Origin of the sequence: Allgaiera indica, from assembly GCF_900106675.1 — a bacterium.
GTDB classification, from domain to species: domain Bacteria; phylum Pseudomonadota; class Alphaproteobacteria; order Rhodobacterales; family Rhodobacteraceae; genus Acidimangrovimonas; species Acidimangrovimonas indica.
The window spans coordinates 194,219-209,860 of sequence record NZ_FNOB01000003.1 but is presented as its reverse complement, the minus strand read 5'-3'; the positions used below and the strand labels follow the sequence as shown (position 1 = coordinate 209,860).

Sequence of the window (15,642 nt, the reverse complement as noted above, 5' to 3'; positions counted from 1 at the left end):
GGTTCGGTGGAAACTGCGGCATCGCGCCCCTACCCCTCGACCTTCTCATAGGCTTCGATGATCCGCGCGACCAGCGGGTGGCGCACCACGTCCTTGGCGGTGAAGTAGTTGAAACTGACACCCTTCACGTCGCCCAGGATCCGCTCGGCCTCGGCCAGGCCCGAGGCCATGCCGCGCGGCAGGTCCACCTGGGTGCGGTCGCCGGTGATCACCATGCGCGACCCTTCGCCAAGCCGGGTCAGGAACATCTTCATCTGCATCGAGGTGGCGTTCTGGGCCTCGTCCAGCACCACGAAGGCGCCCGACAGCGTGCGGCCGCGCATGAAGGCCAGGGGCGCGATCTCGATGGTCTTTTCCTCCATCATCTTGGCAAGCTGCTTGGAGGGCAGGAAATCGTTCAGCGCGTCATACAGCGGCTGCATGTAGGGATCGACCTTCTCCTTCATGTCGCCGGGCAGAAAGCCCAGCCGCTCTCCCGCCTCGACGGCGGGGCGCGACAGGATGATTCGGTCGACATGGCCGCCGATCAGCATCGACACCCCCACCGCCACGGCCAGATAGGTCTTGCCGGTGCCGGCGGGGCCGATGCCGAAGCCCAGTTCATTCCCATACAGCGCCTTGACATAGGCCTTCTGCGCCTCGGTCCGGGGTTCGACGATCTTCTTGCGGGTACGGATCTCGACGCGCCCGCCCTGGAACATCTCCAGCTGGCTTTCGGCGCCGCCGCGGCCCGGGGTCTCGAAGATCGGATCGCCCAGCCGGATCGCCGCGTCGATATCGCCGCTTTCCACGCCGCGCCCGGCCTCGAGCCGCGCATAAAGCCCACGCAGAACCTCCTCGGCCTGGTTTCGCGCCGCCCCCGGCCCGATCAGGGCCAACTGATTGCCACGCCTCAGAATCTGCACCTCAAGCTGGTGCTCGATCTGGGCCAGGTTGCGATCGAACTCACCGCACAGGCCGATCAGCAGGCGATTGTCGGGAAATTCCAGAAGCGTTTCGTGAACGTCTTCCGGGACGGGCGGGGGAGTCAGCGCGCTGATGCCCAAGCAGGTCTCCTCTCAACCGGGCCGGAGCATCCAGCCCACACAGGTATGGTGGGCCTCACAGGGCCACAACGCAAGAGGTAGTCCGCAATTTTGAAGCGGCTGTGACGAAACTGGCCAAGCTTTGCGCATCACGGGGCGCAGGCCATGTGCGTAGTCGACACACCGCCAAGCCCTGTTTCCGCCCGGTGCGCGCGCGCCGGGCGCAGGGCGGGCGCCTGCCCGTCCCGGCGGGCTGGCGCTTTGACGCCCTCGATCAGGGGGGCAGCGCAGGCAGTGGCTTGCAGCCATAAATGGCGCCGCTCCCCCGCCGGGTCGCACCACCCCGCGGCCAGGCGCCCGCCCTGCCTGAGTCTGCCCCCCCCCAGAACCGTTGCGCGCCGGGCCCCATTGCGCTAGGACGCCGGCTGCATCACCCAGAGGGCCCCGCATGGCCGACGACAGCACCAAGACGGCGCCGAAGAAGCTGTTCATCAAGACCTACGGCTGCCAGATGAACGTCTATGACAGCGAGCGCATGGCCGAGGCCCTGAGCGCCGAGGGCTATGTCACGACCGAGAACGCGGATGAGGCCGACATGGTGCTGCTCAACACCTGCCACATCCGCGAGAAGGCCGCCGAGAAGGTCTATTCCGACCTTGGCCGCCTGCGCCCGCTGAAAGAGGCCCGGCCCGGCCTGAAGATCGGCGTCGCGGGATGCGTGGCCCAGGCCGAGGGCGAGGAGATCCTCAACCGGATGCCGCTGGTCGATCTGGTGGTCGGCCCGCAAAGCTATCACCGCCTGCCCGACATGGCCCGGGCCGCCGCCGAGGGCCGCAAGACCGTCGACACCGATTTCCCGGCCGAGGACAAGTTCGACCACCTCCCCGCCCGCGAAAAGCCCGCGCGCGGGCCGTCGGCCTTCCTGACCGTGCAGGAAGGCTGCGACAAGTTCTGCGCCTTCTGCGTCGTGCCCTATACCCGCGGCGTAGAGGTCTCGCGCCCGGCCGAACGGATCCTGTCCGAGGCCCGCGGCCTGGTCGATCGCGGCGTTCGCGAACTCACGCTGCTGGGCCAGAACGTCAACGCCTATCACGGCCACCCCGGCGGCCTGGGCGGTCTGGTGCGCGATCTGGCGGCGATCGAGGGGCTGGCGCGGATCCGCTATACCACCTCGCATCCCAACGACATGGACGACGGGCTGATCGCCGCCCATGGAGACGAGCCCAAGCTGATGCCCTATCTGCATCTTCCCGTGCAGTCGGGCAGCGACAGGATCCTGAAGGCGATGAACCGCAAGCACACGGCCGAGGCCTATCTGCGGCTGGTTGAACGCATCCGCGCCGCCCGGCCCGATATCCTGCTGACATCGGATTTCATCGTCGGCTTTCCCGGCGAGACCGAGGCGGATTTCCAGGCGACGATGGATCTGGTGCGCTCCGTGGGTTTCGGCGCCGCATTCTCGTTCAAATATTCCGCCCGCCCCGGCACGCCTGCGGCCGAACGCGCGGCAGTGCCCGGCGCAGAGGCCGACGACCGCCTGCAGCGCCTGCAAGCACTGCTGACAGAACAGCAGCGCGCGACCCAGCAAGCCATGGTCGGCCGCGAGGTTTCGGTCCTGATCGAAAAGCCGGGCCGGATGGCCGGGCAGATGGTGGGCAAGTCCGACTATCTGCACGCCGTCCACGTCACCCACCCAAAGGCGAAGCCGGGCGTGATCGGACGGGTGAGAATCTCCGCTTCGGGACCGAACTCCCTTGCGGGGATCTGGCTGGATTCCTGAAACCGCCCCGCTTCCCCGACCGGAAAACCACCTGTCGCAAGTTCCGTGCCACGGGACAATGCGCACGCCGATGTGATAATGTCTCCGCCTGCGACACAATATATTGCGAAAGGCGTTCCACATTACCCCTAATTTTGCTAGACTCCGATACATAGAGTATGGGACCATTCCCAAAGGGGCAGATCCGGAAGGGGTTGGACCGGCGTTTATGGGTTTACGGCAGGGGGCACAGTAAAGATGTTTTCCAGACGATTTCGCGCAGGATTGGCCGCACTCGGCGCCGCTCTCCTCGTCTTTGGAATGACGGGCGGCACGGCGCAGGCGGGAGGCACCCCTGGGCTTTACCAGCCGAATGGGAGGGTTGCCCCCCCCGCCCCCGCGCGAACAAGCGCCGCGACCCCCGAAACCCGCACCGGCGAGATCTACATTCCGACGATCTGGATCGACCCGGACGGTTGCGAACATTGGGCCATGGATGACGGGGCCGAAGGCTTCATGGACATCCGCCTGACCCGCGATGGCAAACCGATCTGCCACCGCGTCAAGACCTGCGCCGTGATGGATAGCGATCAGTTGTTCCACACCGCCAGCGCCCGCATCAGCACCGAAGGCCGCCGCAAGCTGGCCCATTTCTTCACCCACGCCAAGGCATTTTCCTACGAAATCAACGGTCATACCGACAGCCGCGGTTCCGACGCCTACAACATGGGTCTGTCGAAGCGCCGGGCGATGGCGGTGGCGCGGGTGGCGCGCTCGGTCGGGGCACGGATCGCGACGGTACGCTGGTACGGCGAGCGCGACCCGCGGGTGCCGAACACCTCGGCGCACAACATGGCGCTGAACCGCCGCGTCGAAATCGAATGCATCCGCTAGGGGGACGGACCAGATGACCGCGATCAGAACACTCGCCATCCTGACGATCCCCGTCGTGCTAGCCGCCTGCGGCGAATTCACAGCGACCCCGCCGAACAAAGGCTTTGACCGCGGCCTGATCGGCGACAAGCACCTAAGCCAATTGAAGGCCGGCATTTGGGTCGACCCGACCGGCTGCGACCACTGGATCATCGATGACGGCATCGAAGGCTATCTTTCGGCGCGGCTCGACAAGTACGGCAAACCGGTATGCTCGGGCATCGCACCGCCGAACGTGGCCACCGGGCCGTTCAAGGCAGGAGAGGATATCACCGATCCGACCACGCCCAGCGAGAACGTCACCTACACCCGCTAGGGCCGGGCAGCGGAACCGGGCGACCTTCAACGAACCGGCGGGAAGCAAGCGCTTTCCGCCGGTTTTCCTTTGGCGAGACGGGTGCGGCGCCGATCCGTAGGCAAGGCGCGCAGCGGGCGGCAACTGCGTCAGGCCAGCCCCGCCGGCGCCGGCTTGACACGAAACACCGCAAGGTAAAGCGCTGGCACGAAGACCAGCGTCACGATCGTGCCGGCGATGATGCCGCCCATCATCGCATAAGCCATCGGCCCCCAGAAGATCTCACGCGCGATGGGGATCAGCGCCAGGCTGGCCGCCGCCGCGGTAAGCAGGATCGGCCGCGCCCGGCTGTCCGAGGCCTGGAAGACCGCGTCCCAGGCGGGCATGCCATCCGCGCGCAGCACCTCGATCTCATGTACCAGGATGATCGAGTTGCGGATCAGGATGCCGATCAGCGCCAGCACGCCCAGGATCGCGACAAAGCCCAGCGGCGCGCCCGACGGCAACAGCGCCGCGACCACGCCGATCAGCCCCAGGGGCGCGGCGCAAAAGACGATGAAGGCCAGGCGAAAGCTTTGCATCTGCATCATCACCAGCGCCAGGATGATCAGCAGCATCACCGGCACCACGGCGGCAATCGGCGCCTGGCTTTGGGCGCTGCTTTCCACGGTGCCGCCGATGGCGACGGCATAGCCCGGCGGCAGGCTGGCGCGGAACGCCGCGATCTGCGGCGCCAGCGCCTTGACCAGCGTGGCCGGCTGATCCGGCCCCGAGATCGCCGCCTTCACGGTGATCGTGGGCACCTGGTTGCGCTGGTAGATCACCGAGGGCTGGGTGTCGTAATGGAACACCGCCAGCGACGACAGCGGCACCGCCGCCCCGTTCGGCCCCGACAATTGCAGCCCGTTCAGCGCCTCGATCGAATGCCGCGCCGCCTTGTCGCCGCGCGCGGTGATGTCGACCAGATAGGTCTTGTCGCGCAACTGCGTGATCACCTGCCCCGAGAAGATCGCGTTCAGCGACCCGGCGATATCCTTCGGCGTGATCCCCAGCTGGCGCGCCTTGTCCTGCAGCACCTCGATCCGCACCACGCGCGCCGGGGCGTTCCAGTCCATCACCACGTCGCGCAGATGCGGGTTCGACCCGACCACCGCCGCCAGATCCCGCGCGTGGTCACGCAGCACGCCGATGTCGGGGCCCGACAGGCGGTATTGCACCGGGCGGCCCACCGGCGGGCCGATTTCCAGGTTCTTGGCAACCAGGTCGACGCCGGGCAGATGGCTATCTGCATAGGCGCGGATCTTCGCCTTCAGCCGATCGCGCGCGGCCACGCCCGGGGTCTGCACCACCATCTGGGCCATGTTTGGCGCCGGCGTTCCCACGTCATAGGACAGGATGAAACGCGGCGCGCTGGTGCCGATGTAGCTGGTCCAGAACAGCGCGTCGGGATCGCCCCGGACCTGCCCCTCCAGCCGGTCCACCGTGGCCGTCGTATCGGCGATCGAGGCATTGTCGGGCAGGTTCACATCGACGATCAGCTCCGGCCGGTCGGAGGTGGGAAAGAACTGCTGTTCGACATAGCGCATCCCGAAGACCGAAAGCCCGAACACCGCCAGCGTGGCCGCGATGGTCACCCAACGAAACCGCATCGCGGCGCGCAAGACGCCGTGGAAGGTGCGCCGCAGCCGCCCCGGGGCGGGATCGTGATGGGCCCAGTTCTTGGGCAGAAGCGTCACCCCTAGAAGCGGCGCAAACAGCACCGCCGCGATCCAGCTGACCAGCAGCGACACCGCGATCACCACGAACAGCGAGAAGGTGAATTCCCCCGCCGCCGAATTGTTCAGCCCGATCGGGATGAAGCCCGCCACCGTCACCAGTGTCCCCGACAGCATCGGAAAGGCGATCGAGGTCCAGGCGTAAGAGGCCGCGCGGCGCCGAGTCTCGCCCTTTTCCAGCCGTGAGATCATCGTTTCGATGGTGATCATCGCGTCGTCGACCAGCAGGCCCAGCGAGATGATCAGCGCCCCCAGCGAGATCCGCTGGAGCGAGATGCCGGAATATTTCATCACCACGAAGGTGATCGCCAGCACCAGCGGAATGGTCACCGTCACCACCAGCCCGGCACGCAGCCCGAGGCTGACGAAGCTGACGATCAGAACGATTGCCACAGCCTCGAACAGCGCCCGCAGAAATCCTCCCACCGCATGTTCGACCACCTTCGGCTGATCGGCCACCTGATGGATCGCGATGCCGATCGGCATCTCGGCCCGGGCCCGGGCCATGACGCGCTGCAGTTCCTGGCCGAAGTCGATGATGTTCGCGCCGGGCTTCATCCCCACCCGCAGCCCGATCGCATCCCGCCCGTCATAGCGGAAGATGTTGGCCGGCGGATCGGTATAGCCCCGCCGGATCGAGGCCACGTCGGTCAGGCGAAAGAAACGCCCGCCCACGCGCAGGTTCACGTCGGCCAGGCTTTGCGCATCGGTGAACTGGCCGCCCAGTTGCACCTGCACACGTTCGTTCCCCGCGTTGATCACGCCCGAGGGCAGGATCGCGTTCTGGGTCTGCAGCGTGGCCAGCACCGCCTGTTCGTTCAACCCCAGAGCCGCCAGCTTGCGCAGCGAGAAATCCAGATAGATCGCCTCGTCGCGGGTGCCGTAAAGTTCGACCTTGCCGGCGTCGGGCAGGGCCTGGATCTCGCGTTTGACGGTTTCGACATGGTCGCGCAATTCGCGCGGGGAAAAGCCGTCGGCGGTGAAGGCAAAGAGGTTGCCGTAGACGTCGCCGAAATCGTCGTTGAAGCGGAAGCCCTGGAATTCCTGCGGAAAATCGGGGCGGATATCGGACATCATGTCGCGCACGCGCTGCCAGATCCGGGGCAGTTCCCGCGCCTTGGTGGTGGCCAGCAGATTGACATAGACCACCGCCTGCCCCGGCCGGGTGATCGAGCGGGTGAAATCCAGTTCCGGCAGTTCCTGCAACTTCTTCTCGATCCGGTCGGTGACCTGATCCACCGTCTCCTCGACCGAGGCGCCGGGCAGCGAGGCCGAGACCACCATCGTCTTGATCGCGAAATTCGGATCTTCCTCGCGGCCGATGGTGACATAGGCATAGGCGCCCGCGACCAGGCAGACGATCATCAGGAACCACACGAAGGATCGGTGGCCCAGCGCCCAGTCCGACAGGTTGAACCGTTTCATCGCGCCACCCTCGGGCCGACAACCTGCCCGTCCTTGATCGAGTTCACGCCCTTCAGCACCACCTCGTCGCCCGCGCTCAGCCCGCCGGCCACGACCAGGCGATCGCCGGCGCCGGGGGCCAGGGTGACGGGCTGCGCGCGCACCCTGCCGGTCCGGGCGCCGGATTGGCGCGACACCACCCAGACCCGCGGCTTGCCGCCGATCAGGGCGGTGCGCGGAAGGGTCAGCCGGGCCTTGGTCCGCGCGCCGGGTTCGACCTGCACCAGCGCCCCCAGCCGAAAGGCGGCGGCGGCATCGGCGGCCAGCGTCAGATGCAGGCGCCGGGTGCGGGTGGTGGGGTCGGCCACCGGATCGATGCGGCGCAGGCTGGCCGTGGTGGCGATCTGCGGCGCGGCCTCCAGCCGGACCTGGAACACCGCGCCGGGCGCCAGTCCCGCCGCATCCTGTTCCGACAGGTCGATCACCGCCTCGCGGTCCTGCGTGGCCGCCAGTTGCACGACCTTCTGGCCCGCGCTCAACGCCGCGCCGGGCTGGGCATAGACATGGGTGATCACCCCGTCTTGCGGCGCCCTGAGCGTGGCAAAGCCCAGCACCTGGCGGCTTTGCGCCAGCGCCGCGCGGGCCTGGGCCAGCCGTGCCTCGGCGGCCGCCAGCACATTCTTCGCCGCCTCTTCCGAGGCCGCGCTGTTCACGCCCTTGGCGGTCAATGCCTTCGCCCGGTCCGCCGCGTCCCGGGCCGAATTCAGCTGCGCCTCGGCCACCGTCACGCCGGCCTGGGCTGCGCGCATCTGCGCCTCCAGCTGCTGGGGATCAAGCCGGGCCAGTACCGCGCCGCGCTTGACGACATCGCCCTCTTCCACCGGGCGTTCGGCCAGCGTGCCGGCCAGCGGAAAGCCAAGATCGGTCTGCGTCCGGGGCGCGATCGTGCCGACATAGGCGGGCCGCAGCCCGGCTTGCGGCGTCAGCACCTCGGACACGACCGGGCGCGGCGGCGACGGCGCGGCGGTCTGCGGCTTGCAGGCCGCCAGCAGCGTCAGCGCGATCACCGCAAGCCAAGCGGAACCGGTCACTCCGCGCATCATTTTTCCCCCACCCCACGCACGATCCGGCCAGGATACAGCAGGCTGGCGCCCAGCCCCACGACCTGCTGGCCATCCTTCAGCCCGCCCGACAGGACGATGCGGCCGGTTTCATACCGCAGGATCTGCACCTGGCGCAGCGAAACCGCGCGGGTGCCGGGATCGACGATCCAGACGGCGGGGCCGCTGGCCGTCGCGGTGATCGCCGACCAGGGCAGCATCACCCGGGGCGGGTCGCGCAACACCACCGTGCCCACGACAGGATCGCCGATATGCATCCCCTTGGGCAGCGAAGGCATCCCCACCGTCACCTTCACCGTCCCCTGCGCCGGATCGACCAGCGGCGAGATCAGTCGCGGCAGGCCCACGACGGTTTCGTCCGGCCGCCCCACCGGCGACAGCGTCACCTGGGTGGGGTGCACATCCAGCGTGGCGGGCACGGCCTCGGGCAATTGAAAGATCGCGTCGTATTGCTGCCCCAGCGCCAGCCGCAGAACCGGCTGCGCGGCCCCCACCACCTGGCCCAGTTCGGCCATCTTGCCGATCACGGTGGCCTCGGCGGGCGCGCGCAGCTCGGTATCGGCCAACGCCTTCCGGGCGCGGTCCAGGTCCGCCTGGGCCTGGGCCACACCGGCCTCGGCCGCGCGCAGCTGATCGGCGGCCGCGTCGCGGGCGCTGCGGGTTGTCGCCCCGCGTTCCAGTAGCCCATCCTGGCGGTCGGCATCCTCGCGCGCCTTGCGGGCATTGGCGCCGGCCGAGGAAAGCGCGGCCTTGGCCGACAGCAGTGCCTGTTCCTGCTGGACGGAATCGAGCCTTGCCAGCACCGCCCCCTTGGCGACGTGGTCGCCCTCGGAGACGGGCAAGGCCACGATCCGACCGGAATCCGCGAACGAGGCCGTCAACATGTGCCGCGCGGCGATTTCGCCGGTCAGGGTGAAGCGGCGCAGATCGGCGCTTTGGTGGACGGTGACGATCTGCACCGGCAGCGGTGGCCCCCCGGCCCGGGCCGCCTGCGCCGGCATCAGCCCCGCGACCAGCGCCGCGAGGACGGCAGCGCCAGCCCTGCGGCCCGGCCGGCCGCTGTTCACCGCATTCCCCATCCTCGATCCTTTGCTGCCTTCGCGCCTGCCCGCCCCGATCACCCCCAGGTTCCCGGCACCTTTCGCGCATCCGCATTTCGCACATCAGTATTGAGGGAGTTCGCAGGGTCGTGCAACCCGCGTGACCCGGGCGCGACCGTCCGACAGCACATGCCGTGGCGTCGCGCGTCGAGCCGCGACACGCATGGCGCGTCTCGACGCGCGCACCGTATCCCGCCCCGTCCACCATTGACCCCCAGGGGCAGGAAGGATAGCAGTGCGGGATTGACTGCCACAACGGCTTCCTGGCGTGGCGGCGTAACCCCGAATGGAGCACTTCATGTCCCGCAGCGACTACATCTTCACGTCCGAGTCCGTCTCGGAGGGCCACCCAGACAAGGTCTGCGACCGGATCTCGGATGCCATCCTCGATGCCTTCCTTGCCGCCGACCCCCAGTCCCGCGTCGCCTGCGAGACCTTCGCCACCACCGATCGCGTCATCATTGGCGGCGAAGTGCGCGGCCCTGGCGAGGTGATCGAACGTGTCGAAGACATCGCGCGCGACTGCGTGAAGGAAATCGGGTATGAACAGGATGGCTTCCACTGGGCCAACATGAAGGTCGACAGCTACCTGCACGCCCAGTCCGCGGACATCGCCCAGGGCGTGGACGCCTCGGGCAACAAGGATGAGGGCGCCGGCGACCAGGGCATCATGTTCGGCTATGCCACCGACGAGACCGAGGCGCTGATGCCCGCGCCGATCCTCTACGCCCATGCGATCCTGCAGCGTCTGGCGCAGGCGCGCAAGTCCGGCGCGGAACCCAAGCTGGGCCCCGACGCCAAGTCGCAGTTGTCGATCCGCTACGAGAACGGGGTGCCGGTGGCGGTGACCTCGCTGGTGCTCTCGACCCAGCATATCGACCCGTCGCTGACCTCGGACGACGTGCGCCGGATCGTCAATCCCTACATCATGGAGGTTCTGCCCGAGGGCTGGGTCACCGACGTGACCGAATGGCATGTGAACCCCACGGGCAAGTTCGTGATCGGCGGCCCCGACGGCGACGCCGGGCTGACCGGGCGCAAGATCATCGTCGACACCTACGGCGGCGCGGCGCCCCATGGCGGCGGCGCGTTTTCGGGCAAGGATCCGACCAAGGTCGACCGCTCGGCCGCCTATGCTGCGCGCTACCTGGCCAAGAACGTGGTCGCGGCGGGGCTGGCCAAGCGCTGCACGCTGCAACTTTCCTACGCGATCGGCGTGGCCAAGCCGCTGTCGATCTATGTCGACACCCACGGCACCGGCAACGTCGCCGAGGAGAAGATCGAGCGCGCCGTGGCGCAGGCGATGAACCTCAGCCCGCGCGGCATCCGCACCCATCTGGGGCTGAACAAGCCGATCTACCAGCGCACCTCGGCCTATGGCCATTTCGGCCGCGCGCCGGACGCCGACGGCGGCTTTTCCTGGGAGAAGACCGACCTCGTGGATGCGCTGAAGGAGGCGCTCTAGGCCATGTCGGGTACGGATGTCTCGGGCCTGACCCAGCTTGGCACCTCGGTCGAACAGCCCGCCTCCCCCGAGGAGGCGGTGCTGGAACGCGTACCCTCGGGCCATTCCGGCCAGGATTATGTCGTGCGCTTCACCGCGCCGGAATTCACCTCGCTCTGCCCGATGACCGGGCAGCCCGACTTTGCCCATATCGTGATCGACTACGTCCCGGGCGACTGGCTGGTGGAAAGCAAGTCGCTGAAGCTGTTCCTGACCTCGTTCCGCAATCACGGCTCGTTCCATGAGGATTGCACGATGAAGGTGGCGACGCGGCTGGTCGACCTGCTGGAGCCGCGCTGGCTGCGCATCGGCGCCTATTGGTACCCGCGCGGCGGCATCCCGATCGACGTGTTCTGGCAGACCGGCGCCCCGCCCGAAGGCGTCTGGATCCCCGACCAGGGCGTGGCCCCCTACCGCGGCCGGGGCTAGCGGCGCGCTTCGCCGTCTCAGGCGGGCGGCCGCTTCAGCGCCTGGCCAACTTCGTCCTGCATCCGCCGAAGCGCGCGGGAGAAGACCGTGTCCTTGTGCGATGCCGGCGCATCCTCGCGTAGTGCCCTGCTCAGCACCAGCGCGCCCTGAATGCTTAGCACCAGATCCTCGGCCAGCGCCGCCGCCCGGGCGTTGGCAAGGCCGGCCCGCAAAAGAGCGCCGCGCAGCGATGCAATCCAGCGCTCGAAATAGCCGCACACCGCCGCCGCGAAGCGATCGCGTGTCGCGTCCAGCGCAAAGGCCCCGACAAGGCAGATCCGTCGGCCCGAGGCAAAATACCCGTCGACCGCTCGCCACATTAGCGCCAGCCCCTCCTCGGGGGGCAGGCTGTCGAGCGGGCTGAAGACCTCGCGCAGGAACCAGGCGTCGACATCGGCCAGAACCGCCGCTGCCATCTCATCCTTGCCACCTGGAAAGAAGTGGTAAAGGCTGCCCTTTCCCAACCCGGTCTCCGCGCGGATCCGGCTTAGCGAGGCCCCTTCGAACCCGTGCACGCGAAAGACCTCGGCCAGTTGCGGCACAACGTCAGCACGCTCCCTTACCTGGCGCACCATTCCGCTACAGCCCCAATTCGGACAGGCCGGGGTGATCGTCGGGCCGCCGCCCGAGCGGCCAGAAGAACTTGCGCGCTTCGGCGCTGATTGGCATGTCGTTGATCGAGGCAAATCGGCGCTCCATCAGGCCGGCGTCGTCGAACATCCAATTCTCATTCCCATAGGATCGGAACCAGTTGCCGGAATCGTCATGCCATTCATAGGCGAAGCGCACCGCGATGCGGTTGCCGTCATGCGCCCAAAGCTCCTTGATCAACCGGTACTCGATCTCATGGCTCCACTTACGGCGCAGGAAGGCGATGATCTCGTCACGCCCGCGGGGAAATTCGGCACGGTTCCGCCACAGGCTGTCGGGCGTGTAGACTAGCGCCACGCGCTCCGGGTCGCGGCTGTTCCAGCCGTCCTCGGCCATGCGGACCTTGGCGCGGGCGGTTTCTTCGGTGAAGGGGGGAACGAGGGGATGTGTCATTGAGGCCTCCTGGCGGCGCTTTGTTTACCGATCGGTATACCATTTTACCAATCGGTTCCATCAAGAAAGATACCCGGTGCCCGACGCGCGTTCCTCTGCCAGTGGCGGCCCTTGACGCGCGCCCGCCCCGCAGTCCATACGCCCGCCATGACCGACAGCAGCGATACCCCCGAACGCCCCTGGCGCAACTTCTATGGCCGACGCTCCGGCAAGACCCTGCGCAACAGCCAGCGCGGCTATCTCGACGCCGATCTCAAGGCGCTCTCACCCGGGCCGGTGGACTTCGACGAAAACCCCGAACGCAGGCCGCTGGACCTGAAGGCCCTGTTCGACGACCGGCCTGTCTGGCTGGAAATCGGCTTCGGCGGCGGTGAGCACATGGTCCACATGGCGGCGCGCTATCCCGGGGTGGGGATCATCGGCTGCGAGCCCTTCATCAACGGCGTCGCGATGCTCTTGGGCAAGATCCGCCGCGCCGGGGTGACGAATGTCGCGGTCCACCCTGGCGACGTGCGCGACCTGTTCGACGTGCTGCCCGCGGGGTCGATCACCAAGGCCTTCCTGAACTATCCCGACCCCTGGCCCAAGGCCCGCCACCACCGCCGCCGCTTCGTCACGCCCGAACATCTGCAGCCATTGCATCGGGTGCTGGCCCCGGGGGCCGAATTCCGCGTCGCCACCGATATCCCCGACTACGTCCGCCAGACCCTGGAAGAGGTGCCCCCCGCCGGGTTCGATCTGCTCGATCAGGGCGGCACGCCTTGGGAAGACTGGCTGTCCACCCGCTACGAGCAGAAGGCGCTGCGCGAAGGCCGGGAGCCGCATTACCTGACGTTTCGCCGGCGGTGAGGCCGCGGGCGTATTTGGGGAACAATGAAAGGCACGATGGACGCCCCCCTTGCCCTGCGCTATCACCCCGGGCGAGCGATGAAGGAGCCTCCTCATGTCCGGCCATGACCACCCGATCCCGATGACCGCGCGCCGCTCCGGCCCCCTGACGGGCGTGGCGGAGGTGCCGGGCGACAAGTCGATCAGCCACCGTGCGCTGATCCTGGGCGCACTGGCGGTGGGCGAGACGAAGATCACGGGCCTGTTGGAAGGCGAGGACGTGCTTGACACCGCGAAGGCGATGCGCGCCTTCGGGGCCGAGGTCACCCGGCACGGGCCCGGCGCCTGGTCGGTGCAGGGCGTCGGCGTGGGCGGCTTCGCCGAACCCGAGGCGGTGATCGATTGCGGCAATTCCGGCACGGGGGTGCGGCTGATCATGGGCGCGATGGCCACGACCCCGATCACCGCCACCTTCACCGGCGACGCGAGCCTGCGCAAACGCCCGATGGGCCGGATCACCGACCCGATGGCGCTGTTCGGCGCGCGGGCCTACGGGCGGGCCGGCGGCCGCCTGCCGATGACCATCGTCGGCGCCGCCGAGCCGGTGCCGGTGCGCTATGCCACGCCGATGCCATCGGCGCAGGTGAAATCCGCGGTGCTGCTGGCGGGGCTGAACGCGCCGGGCCAGACCATGGTGATCGAGCGCGAGGCCACGCGCGACCATTCCGAGCGTATGCTGCGCGGCTTTGGTGCCCGGGTCGATGTCGAGGACAGCGCCGAGGGCCGCGTCATCACCCTGAGCGGCGAGCCGGAATTGCGGCCGCAAACAGTTGCGGTGCCGCGCGACCCCTCCTCGGCCGCCTTCCCCGTCTGTGCCGCGCTGATCGTCGAGGGCAGCGAGATCACCGTCCCCGGCGTCAGCCGCAATCCCACCCGCGACGGCCTTTACACCACGCTGATCGAGATGGGCGCCGACATTGTTTTCGAGTCCCCACGCGAAGAGGGCGGCGAGCCCGTCGCGGACCTGCGCGTGCGCTTCACCGGCGGCCTGCAGGGCGTCGAGGTGCCGCCCGATCGCGCCGCCAGCATGATCGACGAATTCCCGGTGCTTTCGGTCGTCGCGGCCTGTGCCACCGGTACCACGGTGATGCGCGGGGTGAAGGAACTGCGGGTCAAGGAAAGCGACCGGATCGACGCGATGGCGCGCGGGCTTGAGGCCTGCGGTGTACGGATCGAGGAGGACGAGGACACGCTGATCGTGCACGGGCGGGGCGCGGACGGCGTGCCGGGTGGGGCGACCTGCGCCAGCCACCTCGACCACCGCATCGCGATGAGCTTCCTGGTGCTGGGGCTCGCGGCGCAAAAGCCGGTCAGCGTCGACGACGGCAGCCCGATCGCCACGTCCTTCCCGGTGTTCGAGGCGCTGATGTCGGGGCTCGGCGCCGCGATCTCGCGGGGGGATGGATAGGCCCTTCGCGTATTTAACGAACAATGAAAGAGCGCCTTTTCATTGTTCCCCATATACGCCCGCCGGAGGCGTCCCGCGGGCAAGCCTGGGAGAGGTGTCATGATCTTCACAGTGGCGATTGACGGGCCCGCGGCGGCGGGCAAGGGCACGATCGGGCGGACCCTGGCCGCGCGTTTCGGCTTTGCCCATCTCGACACCGGCCTGCTTTACCGCGCGGTGGGCGCCAAGGGCGGCGATCCGCTGGCGGCGGCGCGTTCGCTGGTACCCGCCGATCTGGAACGCGGCGATCTGCGCAGCCAGGAGGCCGGCCAGGCAGCCAGCCGCGTCGCCGCGATCCCCGAGGTACGCGCCGCGCTGGCCGCCTTTCAGAAGGACTTTGCCCGGCGCGAGGGCGGCGCGGTGCTCGACGGGCGCGACATCGGCACAGTGATCTGCCCCGAGGCCGAAGTGAAGCTTTACATCACCGCCTCGGCCGAGGTGCGGGCGCACCGGCGCTGGCTGGAAGTCGGTGGCGACGAGGCCAAGGTATTGGCCGAGGTGCGCGAACGCGATGCCCGCGACATGGGCCGCGCCGACGCTCCCCTGCGCCCGGCCGGGGATGCGCTGCAACTGGACACCTCAGAGATGAGCATTGACGAGGCCGTCGCCAAGGCCGTGTCCGCCGTGGAGGCGCGGCTCGGCTGAGGCAATGTGGCGCGCCTACCACAGCCGTTGCATTTCAACTCGTATAGCCTTGGCCCGCGCCGCAAAGCCTGTACCGTGCAGACTTGTTCGACGCGCAAAGAAGGAGGCGTGACATGATTTGCATCGTATACGCCTATCCGGCGCGCCGAACCCGTGGGGCCGCGCGACAACTGTCGCGGCACTGATCGCGTCCTTCTTGGGGCCGACCTGGTCCCTCCCCTTCCGAACCTGACA

The 15,642-nt window shown here is 68.0% G+C and carries 14 protein-coding genes and 1 riboswitch; of the genes, 8 read left to right on the top strand and 6 right to left on the bottom strand.

Annotated features, from left to right (window positions below):
- Positions 1 to 29 precede the first annotated feature (29 nt).
- Positions 30 to 1,046, bottom strand: coding sequence for a PhoH family protein (locus tag BLV97_RS04205; protein ID WP_035842306.1), 1,017 nt, complete (start codon positions 1,044 to 1,046; stop codon positions 30 to 32).
- Between the two features lie 427 nt (positions 1,047 to 1,473).
- Here BLV97_RS04205 and miaB point away from each other — a divergent pair, with 427 nt between their 5' ends.
- The 3 genes from miaB to BLV97_RS04190 all read left to right on the top strand — a co-directional run bounded on the left by miaB (position 1,474) and on the right by BLV97_RS04190 (position 4,033).
- Positions 1,474 to 2,805: a tRNA (N6-isopentenyl adenosine(37)-C2)-methylthiotransferase MiaB gene (gene miaB, locus BLV97_RS04200; RefSeq protein WP_035842303.1), complete on the top strand. Its 1,332-nt coding sequence runs from the start codon at positions 1,474 to 1,476 to the stop codon at positions 2,803 to 2,805.
- 300 nt (positions 2,806 to 3,105) lie between these two features.
- Positions 3,106 to 3,678, top strand: coding sequence for an OmpA family protein (locus BLV97_RS04195; protein WP_244520962.1), 573 nt, complete (start codon positions 3,106 to 3,108; stop codon positions 3,676 to 3,678).
- 13 nt (positions 3,679 to 3,691) lie between these two features.
- Complete coding sequence (locus BLV97_RS04190) at positions 3,692 to 4,033, top strand: hypothetical protein (RefSeq protein ID WP_035842294.1); 342 nt, start codon at positions 3,692 to 3,694, stop codon at positions 4,031 to 4,033.
- Between the two features lie 128 nt (positions 4,034 to 4,161).
- Here BLV97_RS04190 and BLV97_RS04185 read toward each other — a convergent pair whose 3' ends face one another.
- From BLV97_RS04185 to BLV97_RS04175, 3 genes are read right to left on the bottom strand one after another with little or no spacing between them, the layout of a single operon-like run.
- A complete protein-coding gene (locus BLV97_RS04185; protein WP_035842291.1) occupies positions 4,162 to 7,212 on the bottom strand; it encodes an efflux RND transporter permease subunit in 3,051 nt (1,016 codons plus the stop codon).
- Positions 7,209 to 8,282, bottom strand: coding sequence for an efflux RND transporter periplasmic adaptor subunit (locus BLV97_RS04180; RefSeq protein WP_160169180.1), 1,074 nt, complete (start codon positions 8,280 to 8,282; stop codon positions 7,209 to 7,211). The genes BLV97_RS04185 and BLV97_RS04180 overlap by 4 nt, the downstream gene beginning before the upstream one ends.
- A gap of 8 nt (positions 8,283 to 8,290) precedes the next feature.
- Positions 8,291 to 9,391 (bottom strand): efflux RND transporter periplasmic adaptor subunit, encoded by a 1,101-nt coding sequence (locus BLV97_RS04175; protein ID WP_051646053.1) that lies wholly within the window; start codon positions 9,389 to 9,391, stop codon positions 8,291 to 8,293.
- A 265-nt stretch (positions 9,392 to 9,656) separates the two neighbouring features.
- Positions 9,657 to 9,706, top strand: a riboswitch (SAM-SAH riboswitch).
- Between the two features lie 4 nt (positions 9,707 to 9,710).
- Here BLV97_RS04175 and metK point away from each other — a divergent pair.
- Together metK and queF are read left to right on the top strand one after the other, a co-directional pair.
- On the top strand, positions 9,711 to 10,877 hold the full coding sequence (gene metK, locus BLV97_RS04170; protein ID WP_035842286.1) for a methionine adenosyltransferase: 1,167 nt from the start codon (positions 9,711 to 9,713) through the stop codon (positions 10,875 to 10,877).
- Positions 10,878 to 10,880: 3 nt separating this feature from the next.
- Positions 10,881 to 11,345, top strand: a complete 465-nt coding sequence (gene queF / locus BLV97_RS04165) for a preQ(1) synthase (RefSeq protein ID WP_035842283.1) — start codon at positions 10,881 to 10,883, stop codon at positions 11,343 to 11,345.
- A 17-nt stretch (positions 11,346 to 11,362) separates the two neighbouring features.
- On the opposite strand, the gene BLV97_RS04160 is transcribed toward queF, so the two are convergent.
- Positions 11,363 to 11,959 carry a TetR/AcrR family transcriptional regulator gene (locus BLV97_RS04160; RefSeq protein ID WP_210184763.1) on the bottom strand — a complete coding sequence of 199 codons (597 nt, stop codon included), beginning with the start codon at positions 11,957 to 11,959 and terminating at the stop codon, positions 11,363 to 11,365.
- Positions 11,960 to 11,963: 4 nt separating this feature from the next.
- Positions 11,964 to 12,428, bottom strand: a complete 465-nt coding sequence (locus BLV97_RS04155) for a nuclear transport factor 2 family protein (protein WP_035842282.1) — start codon at positions 12,426 to 12,428, stop codon at positions 11,964 to 11,966.
- 147 nt (positions 12,429 to 12,575) lie between these two features.
- On the opposite strand from BLV97_RS04155, the gene trmB reads away from it, so the two are divergent.
- The 3 genes from trmB (at position 12,576) to BLV97_RS04140 (ending at position 15,408) form a co-directional block, all read left to right on the top strand.
- Positions 12,576 to 13,277 carry a tRNA (guanine(46)-N(7))-methyltransferase TrmB gene (trmB, locus tag BLV97_RS04150; RefSeq protein WP_035842280.1) on the top strand — a complete coding sequence of 234 codons (702 nt, stop codon included), beginning with the start codon at positions 12,576 to 12,578 and terminating at the stop codon, positions 13,275 to 13,277.
- 94 nt (positions 13,278 to 13,371) lie between these two features.
- A complete protein-coding gene (aroA, locus tag BLV97_RS04145; RefSeq protein WP_035842278.1) occupies positions 13,372 to 14,724 on the top strand; it encodes a 3-phosphoshikimate 1-carboxyvinyltransferase in 1,353 nt (450 codons plus the stop codon).
- Positions 14,725 to 14,823: 99 nt separating this feature from the next.
- Positions 14,824 to 15,408 (top strand): (d)CMP kinase, encoded by a 585-nt coding sequence (locus tag BLV97_RS04140; protein ID WP_035842277.1) that lies wholly within the window; start codon positions 14,824 to 14,826, stop codon positions 15,406 to 15,408.
- Positions 15,409 to 15,642: the final 234 nt, after the last annotated feature.

Coding starts and splice junctions, on each gene's coding strand:
- BLV97_RS04195 (WP_244520962.1), top strand. CDS start 3,106: ATGACGGGCGGCACGGCGCAGGCGGGAGGCACCCCTGGGCTTTACCAG.
- miaB (WP_035842303.1), top strand. CDS start 1,474: ATGGCCGACGACAGCACCAAGACGGCGCCGAAGAAGCTGTTCATCAAG.
- BLV97_RS04155 (WP_035842282.1), bottom strand. CDS start 12,428: ATGACACATCCCCTCGTTCCCCCCTTCACCGAAGAAACCGCCCGCGCC.
- BLV97_RS04140 (WP_035842277.1), top strand. CDS start 14,824: ATGATCTTCACAGTGGCGATTGACGGGCCCGCGGCGGCGGGCAAGGGC.
- trmB (WP_035842280.1), top strand. CDS start 12,576: ATGACCGACAGCAGCGATACCCCCGAACGCCCCTGGCGCAACTTCTAT.
- BLV97_RS04175 (WP_051646053.1), bottom strand. CDS start 9,391: ATGGGGAATGCGGTGAACAGCGGCCGGCCGGGCCGCAGGGCTGGCGCT.
- queF (WP_035842283.1), top strand. CDS start 10,881: ATGTCGGGTACGGATGTCTCGGGCCTGACCCAGCTTGGCACCTCGGTC.
- BLV97_RS04185 (WP_035842291.1), bottom strand. CDS start 7,212: ATGAAACGGTTCAACCTGTCGGACTGGGCGCTGGGCCACCGATCCTTC.
- aroA (WP_035842278.1), top strand. CDS start 13,372: ATGTCCGGCCATGACCACCCGATCCCGATGACCGCGCGCCGCTCCGGC.
- metK (WP_035842286.1), top strand. CDS start 9,711: ATGTCCCGCAGCGACTACATCTTCACGTCCGAGTCCGTCTCGGAGGGC.
- BLV97_RS04160 (WP_210184763.1), bottom strand. CDS start 11,959: ATGGTGCGCCAGGTAAGGGAGCGTGCTGACGTTGTGCCGCAACTGGCC.
- BLV97_RS04190 (WP_035842294.1), top strand. CDS start 3,692: ATGACCGCGATCAGAACACTCGCCATCCTGACGATCCCCGTCGTGCTA.